Origin of the sequence: Streptococcus equinus ATCC 9812, assembly GCF_000187265.1 — a bacterium.
Taxonomy (GTDB): Bacteria; Bacillota; Bacilli; order Lactobacillales; family Streptococcaceae; genus Streptococcus; species Streptococcus equinus.
The window spans coordinates 414,629-432,499 of the sequence record NZ_GL698429.1 but is presented as its reverse complement, the minus strand read 5'-3'; the positions used below and the strand labels follow the sequence as shown (position 1 = coordinate 432,499).

24 protein-coding genes and 2 pseudogenes are annotated in these 17,871 nt (G+C 38.1%); 1 reads left to right on the top strand and 25 read right to left on the bottom strand.

Features of this window, described 5'->3' with window-relative positions; translation table 11 throughout:
* Position 1: 1 nt before the first annotated feature.
* The 14 genes and pseudogenes from HMPREF0819_RS02035 to HMPREF0819_RS01980 form a co-directional block, all read right to left on the bottom strand.
* Complete coding sequence (locus HMPREF0819_RS02035; protein ID WP_004231611.1) at positions 2–1,417, bottom strand: Y-family DNA polymerase; 1,416 nt, start codon at positions 1,415–1,417, stop codon at positions 2–4.
* Positions 1,418–1,621, bottom strand: coding sequence for a hypothetical protein (locus HMPREF0819_RS02030; RefSeq protein ID WP_004231610.1), 204 nt, complete (start codon positions 1,619–1,621; stop codon positions 1,418–1,420).
* Position 1,622: 1 nt separating this feature from the next.
* On the bottom strand, positions 1,623–2,309 hold the full coding sequence (locus HMPREF0819_RS02025; RefSeq protein WP_004231609.1) for a LexA family transcriptional regulator: 687 nt from the start codon (positions 2,307–2,309) through the stop codon (positions 1,623–1,625).
* Between the two features lie 124 nt (positions 2,310–2,433).
* Positions 2,434–2,796, bottom strand: a complete 363-nt coding sequence (gene dhaM, locus HMPREF0819_RS02020; protein WP_115264959.1) for a dihydroxyacetone kinase phosphoryl donor subunit DhaM — start codon at positions 2,794–2,796, stop codon at positions 2,434–2,436.
* A gap of 62 nt (positions 2,797–2,858) precedes the next feature.
* Positions 2,859–3,361, bottom strand: a pseudogene (locus tag HMPREF0819_RS09535) (DAK2 domain-containing protein).
* A 169-nt stretch (positions 3,362–3,530) separates the two neighbouring features.
* Positions 3,531–4,856, bottom strand: coding sequence for an MATE family efflux transporter (locus HMPREF0819_RS02005; RefSeq protein ID WP_004231605.1), 1,326 nt, complete (start codon positions 4,854–4,856; stop codon positions 3,531–3,533).
* Between the two features lie 137 nt (positions 4,857–4,993).
* The gene (locus HMPREF0819_RS09240) at positions 4,994–5,176 is read right to left on the bottom strand and encodes a CPBP family glutamic-type intramembrane protease (protein ID WP_004231603.1); all 183 of its coding nucleotides are present in this window, start codon (positions 5,174–5,176) and stop codon (positions 4,994–4,996) included.
* A 2-nt stretch (positions 5,177–5,178) separates the two neighbouring features.
* A complete protein-coding gene (locus HMPREF0819_RS08870) occupies positions 5,179–5,625 on the bottom strand; it encodes a hypothetical protein (protein WP_004231601.1) in 447 nt (148 codons plus the stop codon).
* Positions 5,626–5,823: 198 nt separating this feature from the next.
* Positions 5,824–5,976, bottom strand: a complete 153-nt coding sequence (locus tag HMPREF0819_RS09235; protein WP_004231599.1) for a hypothetical protein — start codon at positions 5,974–5,976, stop codon at positions 5,824–5,826.
* Complete coding sequence (locus tag HMPREF0819_RS01995) at positions 5,954–6,580, bottom strand: N-acetylmuramoyl-L-alanine amidase family protein (RefSeq protein WP_004231598.1); 627 nt, start codon at positions 6,578–6,580, stop codon at positions 5,954–5,956. Before HMPREF0819_RS01995 ends, HMPREF0819_RS09235 begins: the two co-directional genes overlap by 23 nt.
* A gap of 24 nt (positions 6,581–6,604) precedes the next feature.
* Positions 6,605–6,781 carry a hypothetical protein gene (locus HMPREF0819_RS09230; RefSeq protein ID WP_237393038.1) on the bottom strand — a complete coding sequence of 59 codons (177 nt, stop codon included), beginning with the start codon at positions 6,779–6,781 and terminating at the stop codon, positions 6,605–6,607.
* A gap of 2 nt (positions 6,782–6,783) precedes the next feature.
* On the bottom strand, positions 6,784–7,056 hold the full coding sequence (locus HMPREF0819_RS09015) for a helix-turn-helix domain-containing protein (protein ID WP_169308676.1): 273 nt from the start codon (positions 7,054–7,056) through the stop codon (positions 6,784–6,786).
* A 168-nt stretch (positions 7,057–7,224) separates the two neighbouring features.
* Positions 7,225–7,896: a methyltransferase family protein gene (locus tag HMPREF0819_RS01985; RefSeq protein WP_004231594.1), complete on the bottom strand. Its 672-nt coding sequence runs from the start codon at positions 7,894–7,896 to the stop codon at positions 7,225–7,227.
* 50 nt (positions 7,897–7,946) lie between these two features.
* Positions 7,947–8,153, bottom strand: coding sequence for a hypothetical protein (locus tag HMPREF0819_RS01980; RefSeq protein WP_004231593.1), 207 nt, complete (start codon positions 8,151–8,153; stop codon positions 7,947–7,949).
* A gap of 175 nt (positions 8,154–8,328) precedes the next feature.
* On the opposite strand from HMPREF0819_RS01980, the pseudogene HMPREF0819_RS01975 reads away from it, so the two are divergent.
* Positions 8,329–8,601: pseudogene (locus HMPREF0819_RS01975) on the top strand (IS3 family transposase); the annotation flags it as partial.
* Here the strand turns inward: HMPREF0819_RS01975 and HMPREF0819_RS01970 are convergent.
* From HMPREF0819_RS01970 to HMPREF0819_RS01925, 11 genes are all read right to left on the bottom strand, one after another.
* The gene (locus HMPREF0819_RS01970; protein ID WP_004231589.1) at positions 8,594–9,100 is read right to left on the bottom strand and encodes a GNAT family N-acetyltransferase; all 507 of its coding nucleotides are present in this window, start codon (positions 9,098–9,100) and stop codon (positions 8,594–8,596) included. The pseudogene HMPREF0819_RS01975 and the gene HMPREF0819_RS01970 sit on opposite strands and share 8 nt — an antisense overlap.
* A gap of 22 nt (positions 9,101–9,122) precedes the next feature.
* Positions 9,123–9,554, bottom strand: a complete 432-nt coding sequence (locus HMPREF0819_RS01965; protein ID WP_004231588.1) for an NUDIX hydrolase — start codon at positions 9,552–9,554, stop codon at positions 9,123–9,125.
* A gap of 641 nt (positions 9,555–10,195) precedes the next feature.
* Positions 10,196–10,903 carry a hypothetical protein gene (locus tag HMPREF0819_RS01960; protein WP_004231587.1) on the bottom strand — a complete coding sequence of 236 codons (708 nt, stop codon included), beginning with the start codon at positions 10,901–10,903 and terminating at the stop codon, positions 10,196–10,198.
* A 2-nt stretch (positions 10,904–10,905) separates the two neighbouring features.
* Positions 10,906–12,225, bottom strand: coding sequence for an SPFH domain-containing protein (locus HMPREF0819_RS01955; RefSeq protein WP_044023270.1), 1,320 nt, complete (start codon positions 12,223–12,225; stop codon positions 10,906–10,908).
* A 38-nt stretch (positions 12,226–12,263) separates the two neighbouring features.
* Positions 12,264–12,968, bottom strand: a complete 705-nt coding sequence (locus HMPREF0819_RS01950) for a zinc ribbon domain-containing protein (RefSeq protein WP_004231578.1) — start codon at positions 12,966–12,968, stop codon at positions 12,264–12,266.
* A 21-nt stretch (positions 12,969–12,989) separates the two neighbouring features.
* Positions 12,990–13,175, bottom strand: coding sequence for a helix-turn-helix domain-containing protein (locus HMPREF0819_RS08595; RefSeq protein WP_211204373.1), 186 nt, complete (start codon positions 13,173–13,175; stop codon positions 12,990–12,992).
* A gap of 550 nt (positions 13,176–13,725) precedes the next feature.
* Positions 13,726–14,394 (bottom strand): DUF6796 family protein, encoded by a 669-nt coding sequence (locus HMPREF0819_RS01945; protein ID WP_115264958.1) that lies wholly within the window; start codon positions 14,392–14,394, stop codon positions 13,726–13,728.
* Between the two features lie 34 nt (positions 14,395–14,428).
* A complete protein-coding gene (locus tag HMPREF0819_RS01940) occupies positions 14,429–15,262 on the bottom strand; it encodes a 4Fe-4S binding protein (RefSeq protein ID WP_004231572.1) in 834 nt (277 codons plus the stop codon).
* A gap of 287 nt (positions 15,263–15,549) precedes the next feature.
* Positions 15,550–15,996, bottom strand: coding sequence for a DUF3021 family protein (locus HMPREF0819_RS01935; protein ID WP_004231559.1), 447 nt, complete (start codon positions 15,994–15,996; stop codon positions 15,550–15,552).
* Positions 15,993–16,442 carry a LytTR family DNA-binding domain-containing protein gene (locus HMPREF0819_RS01930; RefSeq protein ID WP_004231556.1) on the bottom strand — a complete coding sequence of 150 codons (450 nt, stop codon included), beginning with the start codon at positions 16,440–16,442 and terminating at the stop codon, positions 15,993–15,995. Before HMPREF0819_RS01930 ends, HMPREF0819_RS01935 begins: the two co-directional genes overlap by 4 nt.
* Positions 16,432–17,871 (bottom strand): alpha/beta hydrolase family protein (locus tag HMPREF0819_RS01925; protein WP_004231552.1); only part of this gene is annotated, 1,440 nt, incomplete at its 5' end. The genes HMPREF0819_RS01925 and HMPREF0819_RS01930, both read right to left, overlap by 11 nt.

The window sequence follows — 17,871 nt, the reverse complement described above, 5'->3', positions numbered from 1 at the left end:
CTTAACTTAATCCATCCAATCCTCCTGCTGAATGCCCTCCGACCAATTTGCTGCGCTCTAAACTGCGTGAGGCTTCCTGCAGAGCATTAGCCTTTTGAATAGTCGTAAAGCCAAACTGGTCACGAATAGCATCGATAGCTGATTGGAGCCTTTCTTCTTTTTCTATTTTTTCAATGTCATCAAATAAGGAAAACGTACTGTAGGATTCATCGACTAAGCCTGAATAAGATACCGCGATATGTCTAACTGCACCTGAATCGTATTTTTTGCGCAGCAAAGTTAAAACGTGCTCAGTCAGTTGCTTGGTGTTATTGCTAGGCTCGATTTTCATTTGCGCCTGAATGCGGTGCTTTTTCTCTTGCTTTGAAAAGCCGACATAAATCGACACAGTTGTCGCCTTCTTGTGAGCTCTTCTCAGGCGAATGGCAACCTGCTCTGCCATTTCCCTAAAAACTAACTCGATATCAGCCTTCTTACGATAATCGCGTGGCAAAACCTGAGAATTGCCAATGCTCTTAGACTTAGGCTTGTAGGGCTGGTGAACGTTGCTTTCATCAATGCCGTTAGCATGAAAGAAGAGGTCGACCCCCACGATACCAAGTTCTTTTTTGAGAATATCGGGATTGAAATTAGCGAGTTCTTTGATGGTAAAAATGCCAAGCTTATTAAGACGTTTTTCCATACGGCTGCCAATCCCCCAGAAGTCAGTCATCTTAGGAATCGCCCAAACCTTGGTTTCAACATCCTCGTAAGACCAATTGGCACGCATGTTCTGATTGTGCTTGGCTTCATTATCAAGAGCAAGCTTTGCAAGCAATGGATTGGCATTTGACATGCCAACCGTTGAGTAGATGCCTGTCTTTTGCCAAATTTCTCGCTGAATCATAGCAGAAACCTTATCCAGCTTTTCTTTCTTCCCTAGGGTCTTATCTGGGATAAAATAGTTCAACGATGAAGTTAAATCAATAAAACCTTCGTCAATCGAGTAAGGTAAGATATCTTCGATGCTGCCATAGTTTTGAAAGATATGCTGAATTTCTAGATTTTTCTCAATGTAACGGTCCATTCGCGGTGGTACAATCCAAGTCGCCTTTGCCCAATTTTCGATGTAAGCGACATATTCAGGCGTCGTAGGCAAACCTTGACGTTTGGCATTGTAATAAGAAAACTTGCGCGTGTGAACATCAAACGGCAAATCATAAGCTCGGCTGACATTTGACGTTCCAAAGACTTTCTTAAATGTCGGTGAAGACGCTAAAATCAAGCCACTGGCATTTTCAGCTCGGCTCATAACGCAAAGCGAAGTTTTCAAAGGATGCAAGCCACGGTCCACGCACTCCACACTAGCATAAAAGGACTTCATATCCACAAAGGCGATATCAGAACGCGGCTCTCGTGAATAATCAAAATAGCCCATCTAAGCCTCCATGGTGATCAAAATCGAATCATTAACCAAGAAAGCATAAGGTGAGAGTTCACTCTCTTTATCCTCTGGTAAATAAACCCTAGTAAAACGCTGATACATGACAGAATCCGCAAAATCATCCATATCAAAAATTTCGACCTTGCTATCTGGTGCTAAATCATATGAATCCAAATCTAAAATATCTTTTAAATGCATCTTATCCTCCTATGATTGGCATGAAGTTGCCGACAATTTTTCCAACAATACGTGGATTTTCATCATATGGCGCAAACTTATCATCGTAATCTTTATTGATTGACACTAAGCGCAGCCCATTTTCCTCACGATAGACCTTTTTGATGTAAGTCTGTGAGTTCCAAACGACCGCATAAACCGCACCGTCGTAGTCAAACCCAGTCTCACGAATGAGAGCCACAGAGCCATTGTGATAAGTAGGCTCCATAGAATCTCCGTCAATCCATGATGCAAAGTCATGTGCCAAGTCTTTATCAAAATAAACCGTATCATAGTCCATATCGTCATAGATATTAGTCCCGACACCAGCTGACAAACGCTCGTAAACCTTATAGGCAAAACGTGGCTCTTGAACGATTGAGACAACTTTTGCTTGTTGTTCCAGCAAATCTCTAACGTAAGTCAATGCATGTTCTTGGTTTTGGTCAGTTAATTGCTTGTACAAAGTGGCGATTTCAAGCTCACTAAAATAACCATGTGGCACCTGCAAAAGTTCTTCTAACTTTAGCAAATTAGCCTTTGTCGGCTGTGATGTTCCTTTCTCCCAAGCAAAGTAAGATTGCTTTGAAATGCCTAATTGCTTTGCTAACTCAGTCTGTTTTAATCCAAGCTCCAAACGACGATTTTTCAATTTTTCAGGATAATACATCAAACTCACCTCTTTTTATCTTAGATAATAACTGCTGATTTTTCAGTCAGTTATATAACTGACTTCATTATATAAAAAAAGTGGACTGATGTCCACTTTAAAATGATACGATTATAATTTATGCTTACTTGTCGATTTCAAGTTCTTGTAATTGTTCAAGGACAGCTTCGAAAGGAAGACCAGCATGTAATAAAGCGCCCGCTGTATAAGCACCTTCAACGATTGGCACTTTTTGTAAAAGCACGTCCTTGTCAGACATTTCAGCGGCCATTTCAAGGTTCATTGTTGAAGAACTAAGGTCACAAAATCCTAAAAGAAGTTCACCTTCATTTTCGTCAATAGCGTCTTTGATGCGTTTAAAACTTGTTCCGATTCTATCATCGTCCGTTCCTCCAGCAAATGTAATGGGCACATTTGAAGCAACCTGAGAGATGAATTCTGATGTTCCTTTAGCAATGTTTTGAATGTGATGCAATAACAATACCAATTTTGTTGGCCATGTTCGACTTCTTCCGCTTCTATTAGCGCTTTACATAACAAACCTGATGACTATGAACCAGGATCAACAAGACCAGATGAACCATCTAAAAGCAGTGCTTGACGTCCTTTTGCAGCTCGTAAAAGAGCTGTCGCTAAAATGTACTCGTCGATACGTTCAGGTGTTAGCTGATTTTCTTTTAAATCATCTACGACAGGTGCCCAAACATCGACCATGGTTTTATCACCAACTTTTGCTTGGCCACGTCTTTGAATCATTTCTAGACCTTCTTTAATATCTTGGTAAAGCGTACTATCTTCTTTTCAACGTGCGCAATTCCAAAAAATGCTGAGCCGTATAAGGTTCCGGAGACACCTCCGACTTTTGTCAAAAGAAGCATTATCGTATTTTTAAATAAATCAACTGTTGATTCAAATTCTCTCGGTTCAACTTCATTGACAACGGCTGTCATACTGCGCAGCATGTTTTCACCATGGTCCCCATCACCACCCATGAAAGAATCTAATTCAGCTAAAACCTTCTCATTTTCCTGATTTTTTTCATAAAACAAGATGAGTCATCTTTTTGCAGTCTCTAATTTCATATAAGCACCCCTTTATACCCTAAACACTGCTATATAGAAAACGCTATCGTTCTCTTCGCTTTTAATTAGAAAACCTTTTTAATCAAAATTCTAAAAGAAAAACTGAAAAAGATATATTTTTCGTAAAAATAGCTCTCATTTAATGAATCGTATTCATCCATTTTTTACTGCGGAACATAAAGACTGAAACGATAAAACGGAAAAGTTCTTCTTGAGAAAGGATAAAATACACCCAAACAATCGGAAGTTTTAAAACTAAACCAGTCAAAACTCCTAGAGGCACACCGATACACCATGTCCCAATAATATCAATTATCATAATGTACTTGGTTCTACCACCACTTCTAATAATGCCTCCGCCTAAAATCATATTTTGCACTTTAACAGGTGCTAAAAAGGCAAAAGCCAGCAGCAACTGTGTGCCCACTAGACTAACATCATCGCCAACATTATACAAACCGATATAGAATCGTTCTCCCAAAATAAGAATCACAGATAAAATCAAAGAACCAACAAATCCATACAAACAAAGCCTTTTTGAATCTCGATAGGCGCTTTCGTAGTCGTGCTTACCAAGACGTCGACCAATCAAGATTCCCGCTGCTTGAGATAAACCTGATAAAGCTCCGATAAAAAGCCCTTGGATTGGACCAGTTAGAGACATACCAGCGAGTTCGCTCGTTCCCATATGCCCATAAATGTAAGTATTGACATTTTGCCCTAAAGTCCACAATAACTCATTAACAACAATCGGTGACAGCATGAAAATATATTGCAAAATCTCTGCTTTTGGTAGATGTAAGTCAAAAGTAAATCGACACATTTTTTGGTAAAAATAAACCATCAAGAGCAGATTCACCACTTGAGATGATAAACTAGCAAGTGCAGCACCTTTAACCCCCATTGGACTAACTCCAAAATGCCCGAAAATCAAGGTATAGTTCAATACAGTATTGACCACAGCCGCAACCGCACTAATGTAAAGGGGATATTTTGCCCGATTTCGACAGCGTAATTGAACTGCTAACAACGAGGAAATCCCAGATAGCGGATAAACCCAAGCTAACAGTTGCACGTAAGGTCTTGCAGCCTGAATAACGCTAGTATCCTTGGTGAAGATTCCTGCCAACTCACCTGGTAACAACAAACAAAGACCCATGGTGAAAGCTGCTAATACTAGCATCACTAATAGATTGACAGACATACTGGTATTAATCTTTTTCTGGTTATTTTTCCCCATGTACTGGGAAACCATGATACCTGTAACCGTGGCAATAGCTCCACTGACAAAAGCAAAGACAAATTGTGGCTTTCCACCGACTTCTACGGCTGCTATAGCTGTTTTGCCAAGCTGTCCAACCATCAGCTGGTCAATCATTGAAAACGATGACTGAAGCATCGCCTGTAGCGCTACTGGTACGGCAATCATCATTGCCTCTTTTAAAAATCTTTCTCTCTTTTCCATGAGTATTCTCCGTAAAATGTGATAATTGAATTATATCACAAGCGTTTGCATAAAGTCTGCACTATTATCTTAGGCATTTAGAACATAAACAAACGCCCTCTAGCTATTTAGCTAGAGGTGCTTTTGTTAGACTACAGTCAATGAATCAGAGTTAATATCACGTCTACTCCATTTCCGAGAAGATTTCCAAGAAAATGCGCCGTCATAACAACATAAATATTTCTAGTTTTAATATAAGAAAAACTCAACGGCAGTGCCCAAATCATAGTCAGAAATATTCCCCACGGCGCTAGCGAATGCTCACAGGCATATAAAAACATACTTAGAATCGTTGTAATAATAACTGTTTTTGGCTATCAAAGAGAATCAAATTTTTTCGATAAAATGTCTCTTCAGTAATTGCGGGAAATAAAATTGTTGAAATGGCAAATACACCTAAGGTTAGCCAAGCATCTCTTCTTAGATTAATAGTCCCAGTCTCAAGTCCAGGAAAAATGCCTTCCAAAATCGTCGTAATAATAAAAGCCAGCATAAATCCTAAAAAAGTAAGCAAAACCTGAATCCAATACTTCTTACCACTTCTAAAACTCAAAAACAATTCTTTCAGATTGAGGTCCTTAGAGATAAGAAAATAAATAAACAAACAACAAAACATAAAAAAGGCATTCATATAAATAAAATCATCTTTCGGAACAATATAATACGAAATGATAAATAGAATCTCGATAATCAGCGGGATTAAATTTGCTTTGACATATTTTAAGAACATATCCTTCTTTTCTTCTCCTCATATTTAATCTGCAAAAATCATACAACAAGATCACATAAAACACAGCATAAAAAAGCCTACTAAGATTTAGTATTTAAATACCAAACCTAGTAGACTTTCTTTTTATTATGGAGTTATTGCATTTTAAAAACTATACTGATGCTTAGTATTGAAATACCAAAGCCATAAAATGTGTAGTTAAGCTTCTGCTTTGGCTGCAATAGTAAGTTCTGAGTCATCTACCCTGTCGCCTGATTTAGCGTCATAGTAATGTTCGTTTCTGTTAGCGTCTGCTGCAAAGCCGCCTTTGGTTTGTACACCGTTTTCATCAAAGTGCAATGTATGGACCATTAATTTCTTGGTCACCAGTTACTACTTGACCATTTTCGTCGAAGTAATACCAATCGTCACCATCAGCGATAAATTTATTTGTGGCAAGAACACCTAAATCTGGATCGTAAAAGTGACGATTTCCTTCTGCATCAGTTACAAAGATACCTTTAGCTTGAAGACCGTCTTCAGCAAAGTAAAGTTTTTGACCACGAATAACTTGTGAACCAGCTGTCAAGTTACCATTTTCATTAGCGTAATACCAGTGATTATCACCTGTTGAGAAGAAATCACCAACGAATTTTTCACCTGATTTAGCATCATAGTAACTACGTGTACCGTCTTCGTTTGTTACGAAAATGCCCTTAGCCTGGACACCATTTTCGTCAAAGTACAATTGTTGACCGTTAATTGTTTGGGTACCTTTAACTGCTACACCATCTTCATTAAAGTAATACCATCCGCCATTGATGAGGGTGAATTCACCTGCAACCATTGCACCTGAATCACCTTTGAAGTAAGGAGTGTTGCCATCTTTGTCTTTGACAAGTTGAACTTTAACTTGGTTACCATTTTCATCATAGTATCGGTAATCTTCACCAATTTTGACAAGACCACGCGCCATGACGCCGTCTTTACCAAAGTAACGCTAGTTAGTAACTTTCTTAGTCACACCATCAACTGTTTCAGTTGAATCAAAGGCATAATAGTGAACACCTTCATAACGCCCCCGTTCATCAACAGAAAACAGATAGTCAACCAAAAATTGAACATCTTTTTTAGCAACCTTTTCTTGCTGATTACATTTAACCAAGTAATGTTTCAAGGTCAATATATTTTTTCAAGATAAGCTTTAGCCACTTCATCCTGAAAAAGTAGTCTTTGATTTTGCGAATAATTGAGACAAACGCATTGAAATTCGGCAATAGAAACATTCATATTCTCTAAACAATGATAAAGTGTATCAGTGTTTATGTTGCTGACAGCACGCTCAAAGCGTGATAATTGTGCAATCGAAATAACTTCCCCGGCTATTTCCTTTTGTGATAAACCTTTTGACTCCCTCAAAAGGTTAAAGCATTTTCCTAAATGATTTTCCATGTTGTATCCCTTTCCCATAAAAAATAGAACAGTAACCATATGACTCCATTTTTTGAAGTGTGGAAAGTAATTTTTGGCTATTTTTCGGAATTTGCAGCTTTGCAAAGTCTTACTTTGATTAATCAAACGACTTTTGCTTATTAAAAAAGCCATTTCAAAAGAAATGACTTACCAAATAAATGGAAATAATCTGTACTGGACTTTCTTCTCATATGCCAAATAGCCTTCTAAATCTTTTTCTAGTACTGCTTCTTCATTGCGAATGCGCTTGATGATTAGCGGAAAATAGCAGAGCAAAATAATAAAAGAAAGTAGTGAGCCTAAAACCAATCCCATTGATAAAAACAAAAGTATAGTTGCCGTGTACATCGGGTGACGAATCACACCATATAATCCTGTATCAATCACCTTTTGCCCCTCATCTACACCGATTGTTCGAGCTAGATAAGTATTTTCACGTAAAACCTCAGCATATATGCAATAAGCTAATAGAAAAATAACTGCTGCAATATAACTGATACTAGGTGATAAGCGTAGCCAATGAAAACGAAAACTAAAGCCAGCTGACAAGAAAGCCGCTATAAACATCAACGCACTGAACTTAATTACCTGCTGCTGCTCTTTCTCACTTTCCTTGGCATCTAAACGTTTTTGAAGTAAAACTGGATTCACAATCATCATAACAAGCCCTACCAAGAACATCGGAATAAAAAGAATCGCCAATAATAGCCAAGCGTTCCAATACTTTAGGGTTCCAGCAGGCAAAAATAAAAGTAAAAAGACCAGTAAAAATCCTAATAAAAATTTCGCAATAGCTTGAATAAAGAGTTTTTTTGACATCTGACAACTCCTTTTTTACAGTTATTATTACAGTATCATTATAGCATGATTTAATCGCTCATAAATGCTTCTAACTCTTCAATGTAAGCCTTAGTATTAGCTGAAAAATAACCACAATGAGGATACCCTTTTCGGATAATCACATCAACTTTTGGCAAATATTTTTTAAAAGCTTTTTTCGAAATACCTAAATCAAAATCTTTTTCGCCATACTCTAAATGAAGTTTTGCTTGTTGTTCATCTGTCAAAACATGCAAATCGTAGTGGCAACAAGCACGGCAGATTGCATCGATTTAAAATGCCCTTTTTGAAACTTCTTTAAACCATTTCAAAGCGCCATTTGGAAATCGTTCAAAAGTGACATTCACTGCGCAAATCGATAAAAAGACAAGGCAAATATTAAAAATTGACAAGGGATTCAAATGAATTTGTCCATCCATGTCCCGTAAGGAAAATAGCTCAGATAATGGCATGATGGAATCTTTTTTTGGAATCTTAAAATCAGAAATGTTTTATGGTTTTGAAAAGACATTTAAGTCACTCGATGAGCTAAAACAAGCTATTATTACTTGCATTAACTATTACAATAACAAACGAATTAAAGTCAAACTAAAAGGACTTAGCCCTGTGCAGTACAGAACTAAATCCTTTCAGTTGTCCAACTTTTTGGGGTCAGTACAACGAGCCTGCTTGTTTGTTAAATAAGTTTTTCGTAGGCTAAACGTGAATCTGAATCACGATTATCTCCTATAAAAATCGTGCCACAATGTGAAAATCCTAATTTCTGCAAAAGTCTTTGCATGATAACATTATCTTGGTGGGTGTCAATACGAAGATGCTCATCTTGATTAAGTGCCCAATTAATACAGAAAGCACCGATACCTCTTTCCGAACCATCACCAGCTAATCGGTGAATAACACCATATGTGTTATCTCCAATCCACTGTCCATCTGAAATGACTTGATAAGTTGGTTCAATGTCTTCCCCATAAACGTAAACAAAGGTTCCTACAACTCGTTCCTCATCGTTTACACAAACGTAACTTCTACCAGTTTTTATATCATCACAGATTAAATCCTTTGGTGGCCAATTGGTCAGACCCCACTGATTGGGATTTCCATTTTTAGCCATAAATTCTCTTGCACGAGCATACAATTCCATAAGACGTGGCAAATCTTTTTCTTCTGTTTTTCGTATTATCATCTTTCCTCCATGTGATAAAGTTTTATCGCAAATCCTCAATAAAATTTTGTATTCGCTGCGTGGTTAATTCGTCTCTAGGCATCTGACGTAATTCATCAGAGGTAAGCCATTTGAAAGCCGAGGTTTCACCATCTTGTAAAACAATATCAGTCTTATCAATGTTTGTTAAGCATAGATACTCAACGTAATAAGTCTGATAGTCTTTGTGTAAAATTCGACCGACTTCAATGAAATCTTCTGATGAAATACCCGTTTCTTCATATAATTCTCGCTTTGCACAGTCCAGAGGACTTTCGCCTTTGAGGGCTGAACCACCTACAGTTGCTTCCCACATGCCACCAAAATTTTTCCGTTCATCCCTTTGCGTCAGCAGATACATCCCATCTTGGTGTCTAACGATAATCTCACTAACCAAATGATAAAGCCCTTTTGGAATCTTCTCTCCACGAACCAAAGTTTGACATCGATATTATTCAGATGCGCATCATAAGCATCCCACAGTTCCATCTCAACCCTCCTTTAAAAAGCGAAAATAAACAATACAAAATCGTTAAAACATTATATCATACAAGAAATTTTCCTGCAGTGGAAAACATAAAAACCACCTAGAAGTTTTACTTCTAAGTGGTTGCATCATTTAAACTCCCAGTAGTTCGTGGCTAGCTAATCGCTGCGTCGTTTCCACTCCTTGCTCTTAGGCCACTATTGCAGAGGGAATGCATCAACACTCTTGTACTTGGATTTTAAAACTAAAAAAGCTAGTCTAATCTGACTAGCTTTCTTTACCTCCAGCGGTTCGCTGTTACTTCATTACATCGTTGCTTTTGCTCCTTGCGATGAGACAGCTATCGCAGGGGTAGTACTAAAGATTTTTATTGCGACTTTGTCGCTAAAAATCTAGTACTACTCCCACTCGCAAACACAAAGCCGACCTTAAACGACTTTGTTTAGGGAATGTGACTCGATTTGACTCGCATTGTTTCAGATTATCCTATATACATAGGGTATCCTAACTTCTGCTATCATTTTGCTATCACCGTATTGCTATCACCACATTAATAGTAATTTCCCTACGACTTTTATAAACCCAAATGTTTACAACCATTCTTTGTCCATTAAGGACAGTTCTCCTTCTGCAGTCATTCTGCCTATCGTGGAAAGAAGGTTGCTTTCGTCCTGCGTGAGTGTATGCTTCTCTATGCCATTTGTCTGTACATCGTAATATATACAAAAGCGATGAGAAATCACATAAATGAAATCAAAAGAGTTTCCAATGCCTTTGAACGAATCAGAAATCCATTTAGATAAATGCGCTTCTACGTAAGATGTTGGAATTTCCGGCAAAAGAATCGCAAGACCAACTGTCGTAAATTTTGTTCGGTACCGAGGAAGTTTTTTAACTTTTTTTCGTATGCTATCCTGAAAAAAGAGTTTTTCTTCATCAGATGTTCCAGACGAACTGATTGCATACTTTTCGCCTTTTAGCAAAGAGCACGAATAACCACATTTCTTGATTATTTCTTTGCGTTTCTCTATTTCCTCCGGCTCACCTTGACACAATTCAGAAAAGATACGAGATGCTATCATATCATCCTCTTTTACAGCAGAGGTAACTTCAATGCCTACGCTATTCTCCAAATCTTGAAGGTCAGGAGTTTCGCCAATATTCATTGATTCGAATTGTGTCGGAAACAGATAACGCAGTGTTGCAAGTACCCTATACTCTTGAGAATGCTTAAGAACACTTGGTTCAATCGACGATGTAAAACGCTTACTTTTTATCAAGTCGGTATGAATGTTCATGTTTACTCAGCGGGTATCACAGGAGGAATACTTGCCAAAACATTTTTCAGTTCATCAACAGTTCCGGCTTTAACCCACTCTGCCATACCGGCTTTCCAAACCAGACTATCAGCGTTGAATTGCCCTACGGATGCCATTTGCGCAAGAGCATTCACGTCAAATGGTCCAGCAGCCTGCCCATTTATTGCAACATGATATGCCACCGTAGGAATCGGAGGCGGAGTAACGCCACTTTGCGGTTGATTCATTCCCGCCATAGCATTATTCATTGTTCCTGCGATACTCTGACCGACAGCTCCACCGAGTGCCATTCCCGCCATCATTGCAGCAGGATTGAAACCGCCGCCGTTTCCACCGAGCTCAATGCCGCCAGCTCCGTTCTCGCCCATATGCCCAAGAGCCTCAGCACCGGCAATGCCAACTTCGGTCTGCTTTTCAACCTGAAATGCTCCGATGTTTGCAGATTGTGTCTGCTTGTGCATCGCATACTGACCTTCTTCACGTTGGATACGCATTCTTTCAACGTAATCTTCAGTCTCTGCTTTGACTTTTGCGGCGGCAATATCCTTTGTGACAGCCATAAGCTGGCGGTAACTTTCACTAGACTTGTCAACTTCAATGGCACCGATATCAACGCCAGAAACATTTACACCGAAATCTTCATTCAATCGCTCGCTGAGATCATATTCAATGGCATCATTAATCTGCGCAGTTTTTGTTTCGATCTGCACAAGAGGAATGTTGTGAGCTGCAGGGGCATTAGCAACGGCATCTTTAACATACCGTATAGTAGCATCACGAATCTGCTTTTGAAAATCATCAAGATTAAAAGAATTTAGCCTATGTAACTTGATAAATTCAAGGTAATCTTTGATGTTAAAACTTATTGTTCCTCTAACTGCAACAGGCACACCAAAATCAGAAAATCTTGGATCATACACATTAAAGAAAGGCACGCCAAATTTTACCTGAATAATACGAGCAAGGTTAATAAAATATACTTCCGCCTGAAAAGGCGTACCGCCTTCGTATGCAAGACCTACAATGCTTGCCAAAATAGGAAAGTTCTTCGTTTTAATAATTTCATCAAACGGACCTACAATAAAATCCTGCATAGTACCGTCTTTCTGCTTGTAAACAAACACGGCGACTTCACCATCTTTTACACGCAGAGACGAGCCCCAACGAATTGCGTTTTCCCGGTTGTTATTTCCGCCCTGAGATCCAACAGGATGCCATTTCCAAATAAGATAGGATGGCTCATCACAGCGTATCGCGTCCATAAAACCGCCTCTGTAATTGTTTTTATTAAATAAAGCCATGTCTTTTGCTCCTTTTATATACACAGATTATCGGAGAATTAGAGCAATCGGAGAATTAGAACTAACAGCAACCAAGGTAAAAAAGCAAGAGCAAGCATTCCAAGTATCAACATAGGAAATTCCAATTTCTTTCTTTTTAATTGCTTGATTTTTTTGTCATAAATATCTTTTATTCCTAAAAAGTCAGGAGAGGCTGCAAATGCAAAACTCGCTTTCGCATATGCCTGCTCAAACTTTGCCAACCAAGCATCAGATACAGCTCTCTGTGAAGCTGTAATAACTCCCTTGTCACCAAGACCGTATAATTTCAAATCAAGGTTTGAAGCTGCTAAAATCATAAACTCAAAAATATCTTCTTTGGTGTTGGGGATTGAAAAACTCCGTATCAAACTAATCTTTTGTTCATCGGTTTTATTCAACTGCCCATCACTACCATATAGCTTGCCAATAAACGAATGTGATTTTTGCGATTCTCTCGTTTGCTCGATTTGCTCCAATTTATCAGCAAATTCTTTCACAATGGAAGATGCCTTGGCCCCTCGAAGTTCATAATTACAAGCGGGACAAATGGTAACAAAAGCGTTAATGAGCTCACCACAATTCGGGCATTTATGTAATTCTCCGTCATATACAGTTTTTCGCTGTGCTGTCTCGGATTTAGCCTCTCCCGTCGCAGTTCCACAATTAGAGCAGAATTTTGCACCTTCTGGTAGTTGTTGACCGCAATTCATGCAAAACGCCATACTCTTACCTCTCTATCTAAATCAAATATTATTTTCTACTCTGACAGCATCGCATATATCGCCGATGTTGCAATCTAAATATTCACATATACGCAAAAGTACGGATAATGCAACTTCCTCGTTTTTGCGCAATTTTGTCATAGTTCCTGTTGCAATACTAAGGTCTCGCCTCATTGTAACGGGAGAGATTTCTTTTTTGATTAACAATATCCACAATTTTTTATAACTGATCTTCAGAAGTCAACCCTCCGTTTACATAATATTTTACAAAAATATCATATCACATCATGCGCTATATATCAATAATTTTTGACAAATTGTAATCAATAGTTCGCAATTTCTTGCGAAAAAACATGAAACAGAAAACGGCGACGGGGAGAAATCCCTGCCGCCATGCATCCGTCATCAAAAAACGAATAGTACGAACAATAAAGAGAATGGCAGACAGCTCAAGCAGCTGTCCGCCATTAAATAATAACTGGATATAGTATTCAATTACTCCATCTCTACAACAGGACTCATTTCTTAAACAGTTTTGTTTAGAAGATATGTATTCCTGTTCTTCTGATTATTTGTGGTATTCATATTATCCCAAGTATCACGACTATTGTTATCAAAATGTTATCAGCCGTGATAACACGGGATTGTCCCCTGCGGATAATATCAATTGGCTTGGGTGTATTATAGCATCCAGAGGGTAAATCTCAACCTCCGATTTGATCCGGATGAGCGATTAAACTGGGATTTGTCAGTTTAATTATTGAATCTGTTTTTTACACAACAGAAAAAATCCGCCGAATGTAATTACTGAGCCAAGCCCCATATTAGCCATTTGTAACGAATGAGCAATTTCATTATTTCCGCCGAAAAATGTAATAATATTTACAGCCATCATTATTATTGCCGGATTTAGAAACGCCGCACACCTTGGCAAAACCGTCTTTTTTCTGAAAATAGCAATAAACATAACAACCATCATAGCCATATAAACAGGCATAAATACTATACAGATAGGCGCAACAATAAACAATGCAAAGTTCATTATTTCATCTATATCATTTCCTCTGCACACATACATAAGTGCAATGCAGAGTATATGTACTACCGGACCTAAAAAACCGCAAGCCAATGCTCCGATATGAATCATTTTGCTTGTTTTAGGATTTTGACCGTCTTTACCTATGATATGTGATAATGCCTCGAATCCAAATGACTGAAGTGCTATCCCTATTCCACCAAAAAAAACGCCACAGGCAAGCTGAAATGTAGATACATTTCCATAGCCACCCAATTGAGCCATTAGCGTACCGTCAGTTTCGGGCATTTTATACCACCCGATTGGCAGTTCACCGCCTAGCACAGTAATAATAGCAGCAATAAGACCAATCAATAGTAATCTCTTATTTGATAAATCTTTTTCTATCATAGAAAAATCATCTCCATTCATACAAATTCAAATTTTATAGTGCACCTTTAGGACAACTTTTCTTGCACTCTAAGCATAAAATACATTCTGTTCCATTTTTACGCTTTCGTGAATTATCCGTAACATCAACATCCATTGGACATACTTTTTTACATTTACCACAGGAAATGCATTTATCTTTATTACACTTAACTCTGAACAGTGCAAAATAACTCATTGGCTTTAAAAATACTGTAATTGGGCACAAGTATTTGCAGAAAGCACGATTATCTTTGAAAACAACTGCCAATACAATTCCAGATACGTAATACAATACATTGCCAACAATAAAAGCCACAAACATTATTCTCTCTATATTTTCTACATTTGCTAAAAATAATGTAGACACAAATATGAGAGAAATGGCAAACATAACATATCTTAACCACCCTATTTTCTTTCTCTCATGACTAATAGGTTGTTTATAAGGAAGAAAATCAAGTATCATTGCTGTCCAGCAAGCATAACCACACCAACCTCTTCCGAATACAAGAGGACCGAAAATCTTAGCAACAGCATAATGAATAGTTGCTGCCTCGAAAACACCCGTAAATAGATAATGCCAAAATCCTTCTATTTGCATATTTTCGTTACTGATAACGCCCAAATATATAAGCATATACATTCCAACTAGAAGCTGTGTTACACGCCTTCCATATTTGTTTTTAGCTGTCATCAGACCTATTCCTAAAGCAATTGAAATACCTATATAGCTAAAATTAAACAAATAAAAAATATTATCTTTTGAAAGCCACAATGATATTGCTACCGTTTCAAATATGATAAGCATTATTATTGGCACTATATATTTACGAATCTTCGCTCTCATTGATTATTCTCCTAAGCTGTATATATCAGAATTTATCTCACCATCAAATTATTCCAAAGTGCTTCAATGCATCCATAATTGCCATTTCTTTTTCCGGAGGACATACCGGAACTTTTGAATCCTCATTCTTTGACTTTACCGTAATCTTATATCAATTGCTTCTTACACCGCATTTACCCTGCTTTCTTCCGTTTGAAAGTATGCATCTGAAAGAGTTGAATTTTCTAGTGCTGATACACACCCCTTCAGATCTTCTTTTTGGACCCTTCTAATTGCAATATCCATATTTAACTATTATCCTCCGCAAGATGCTGATACATTTCCAAATCTTTCATCATCTGATCCGCACGTTTTTTGTCCAGCAGCCAGGAAATCAAGAGTACCAGAAAATATACAACCATGATACTTATAGCTAAAGACAGAATCATACCCAGATTTTCTTTACACAACATCTCTCCAGGGAAAATGATGAGGATCATTAGAATCTCCAATGCCAGAACCTGAAAAATCTTTCGGATGAAAAGCTGCTTTGCCTGCAATTCGCGCCTGGAGTAAGTAATCCAGGACGGTAAGGTTCCGAAGAATCCATAAAGTGGCGGCAGTAAAAGAACCTCGTATGAAAAAAGCTGTCCGCGCTGATAGATTGTTCCTAATACGAACATTACGATATTAACCAAAGTAGTAATGATAAAAAATTCTTTGATCCGATCCAGTGCAAACTCTTTCAAACTCATCTTTTTCCACCCCCTCGAATCTTCTCTTTAAACTCTTGCACGTATTTTCTTGAAATGATCACGTCTTCTCCATTCATCAAAGTAGCACAGAAACGTCCATTAAGTGCCGGTTTCATAGAGCGGATCTTCAATAAATTTACGATAACTGACTTGGAGATCCTAGAAAAGGATCTGTCCTGAAGAAGGTTTTCCAGCTCATAAAGTTTTAATCGACTGGAATACACATGCTTTGATGTATATATATAAGTTCGGTTATCTACAGCTTCTACGTACAGGATATCCGGCACCTGGATCTCGTACTGTTTATCTTCCAGATCTCCTGTTATGGTCCCTTGCAGGGACTTTACAAAATGTATGATTTCTCTCACTTCGCTTGTCACCTCGTGACACATAATATAGAGATGTTCCGGTTCATTTTCCGGTATTCTGCTTATTTTAATTTCCATAACAATCCTTTACTTCAAATGTCCCCATATCTTTTAACTTTGCATCATAGAATTTAAGGACTAAATCATTCATGATGTCAACACATTTTCCCGCATCGATCGTTCCTGTTCCTAACATCTTTCCAAGAAATGGTGCGAATAAAGGAAGATCTGTAAAGTTCATATGGGCGGTATCTACAATATAGGTTTCATATCCTTCTACGGCATTCTCAAGAACAGTGTTATTCGCATAAGGCATATCAATGGCTTTCGCACCAACTCTCGACTCATGGTGAAGAACACTATCCATGGCAAATAATGGAACCGGATACGGCGTTTCGTCTAAAATGTACTTCTCATGATACCTGATACCCTCAAATTCGTAGGGTTCACATTCTACGACGCCTTTCTGTTCACTAAGCATGGTTCCATCAAGATCGATAACAGCATCGATATCATCTCTTACACGGCCAAGCTCTACGGAAGATGCTCCTCCAAGAGAATGACCCATAAGTCCAATCTTATCTGTATCAACCATATCAAGAGCCTTAAGGATCATGTCCTGATTAACTTTTACAAACCATGATTCATCCAGTTTTCCATCTTTATTATAATGTTCAATCGAGTCAATGACGAAGGAAATATCTTCCGTGCGAAGTTTCAGCCATGTACTAGAAAGACTAATAATTTCTGATTCAGGAATTGCGTCTTCATTTACCTTCATGACATCATTCATAAATTCCTGATTCACGGTGATAATCTTTCCATCCGTATCCTTACAGAAAAATGAATGGTAAGGATGATCCAGACTAACAACCACATATCCATGGGACGCCAGCTCCATGTAAGTAGAACTGTTGCTCTGATAGTATCCAAATGCCCCATGGGAAAAAATCACAAGCGGAAATGTTTCTCCATCCCCGGCATCTTCCGGGTAATAAAAATGTACTGGAACTTCTCTTTTCGATCCGTCATTTTCGAATGTCTCTTCTCTGGATTCGTCTACGAGAATCGCTTCCGTCTGAGCAATCTTATAGGACCCGGTGACTTCTCTTCCTTTGTAATCTGCGAACAAAAAGGCAGGCAGCATCGCTGTGCCAAGAAGACACATGGCAAGTAATGCACTGATCACTGTAGAGGCAATACTTTTTCGTCCTGTCTTGTTACGATTTATAAAAGTGAAAATCGCTTTTATAAGAATTCGCACCAATAAGATAATCAGTAAGCCCTTATAACGAAAACTAAAATCTATCCCTGGAAAACAGGCAAATACTAGGTAAAGTGAAAGTTCCAGTACATTCGCATAAAGGCGATTAAAATGCCACTGTTTTTTCTGTCTTTGCTCTGTCAATGTAAATGTTACAAGTCCGATTTCTGTTAGCAAAAATGCAATTAATAATAAGATATTCATACCATTTTCTCCTGTTATTTTTCCTTTGAGATTTATTAA

What these genes read in the sequence shown, in the direction of transcription:
- HMPREF0819_RS01955 (WP_044023270.1), bottom strand. Translation starts at nt 12,225, where the DNA reads ATGGCTTTATTTAATAAAAACAATTACAGAGGCGGTTTTATGGACGCG.
- HMPREF0819_RS01945 (WP_115264958.1), bottom strand. Translation starts at nt 14,394, where the DNA reads ATGATAGAAAAAGATTTATCAAATAAGAGATTACTATTGATTGGTCTT.
- HMPREF0819_RS09015 (WP_169308676.1), bottom strand. Translation starts at nt 7,056, where the DNA reads ATGGAAAATCATTTAGGAAAATGCTTTAACCTTTTGAGGGAGTCAAAA.
- HMPREF0819_RS01935 (WP_004231559.1), bottom strand. Translation starts at nt 15,996, where the DNA reads ATGAGTTTGAAAGAGTTTGCACTGGATCGGATCAAAGAATTTTTTATC.
- HMPREF0819_RS01960 (WP_004231587.1), bottom strand. Translation starts at nt 10,903, where the DNA reads ATGAACATTCATACCGACTTGATAAAAAGTAAGCGTTTTACATCGTCG.
- HMPREF0819_RS01995 (WP_004231598.1), bottom strand. Translation starts at nt 6,580, where the DNA reads ATGGCGCGTGGTCTTGTCAAAATTGGTGAAGATTACCGATACTATGAT.
- HMPREF0819_RS02030 (WP_004231610.1), bottom strand. Translation starts at nt 1,621, where the DNA reads ATGCATTTAAAAGATATTTTAGATTTGGATTCATATGATTTAGCACCA.
- HMPREF0819_RS02035 (WP_004231611.1), bottom strand. Translation starts at nt 1,417, where the DNA reads ATGGGCTATTTTGATTATTCACGAGAGCCGCGTTCTGATATCGCCTTT.
- HMPREF0819_RS01950 (WP_004231578.1), bottom strand. Translation starts at nt 12,968, where the DNA reads ATGGCGTTTTGCATGAATTGCGGTCAACAACTACCAGAAGGTGCAAAA.
- HMPREF0819_RS02005 (WP_004231605.1), bottom strand. Translation starts at nt 4,856, where the DNA reads ATGGAAAAGAGAGAAAGATTTTTAAAAGAGGCAATGATGATTGCCGTA.
- HMPREF0819_RS08870 (WP_004231601.1), bottom strand. Translation starts at nt 5,625, where the DNA reads ATGTTCTTAAAATATGTCAAAGCAAATTTAATCCCGCTGATTATCGAG.
- HMPREF0819_RS01985 (WP_004231594.1), bottom strand. Translation starts at nt 7,896, where the DNA reads ATGTCAAAAAAACTCTTTATTCAAGCTATTGCGAAATTTTTATTAGGA.
- HMPREF0819_RS09235 (WP_004231599.1), bottom strand. Translation starts at nt 5,976, where the DNA reads ATGGTCCATACATTGCACTTTGATGAAAACGGTGTACAAACCAAAGGC.
- HMPREF0819_RS01940 (WP_004231572.1), bottom strand. Translation starts at nt 15,262, where the DNA reads ATGAGAGCGAAGATTCGTAAATATATAGTGCCAATAATAATGCTTATC.
- HMPREF0819_RS02025 (WP_004231609.1), bottom strand. Translation starts at nt 2,309, where the DNA reads ATGTATTATCCTGAAAAATTGAAAAATCGTCGTTTGGAGCTTGGATTA.
- HMPREF0819_RS01970 (WP_004231589.1), bottom strand. Translation starts at nt 9,100, where the DNA reads ATGATAATACGAAAAACAGAAGAAAAAGATTTGCCACGTCTTATGGAA.
- HMPREF0819_RS01930 (WP_004231556.1), bottom strand. Translation starts at nt 16,442, where the DNA reads ATGGAAATTAAAATAAGCAGAATACCGGAAAATGAACCGGAACATCTC.
- HMPREF0819_RS09240 (WP_004231603.1), bottom strand. Translation starts at nt 5,176, where the DNA reads ATGTTTTTATATGCCTGTGAGCATTCGCTAGCGCCGTGGGGAATATTT.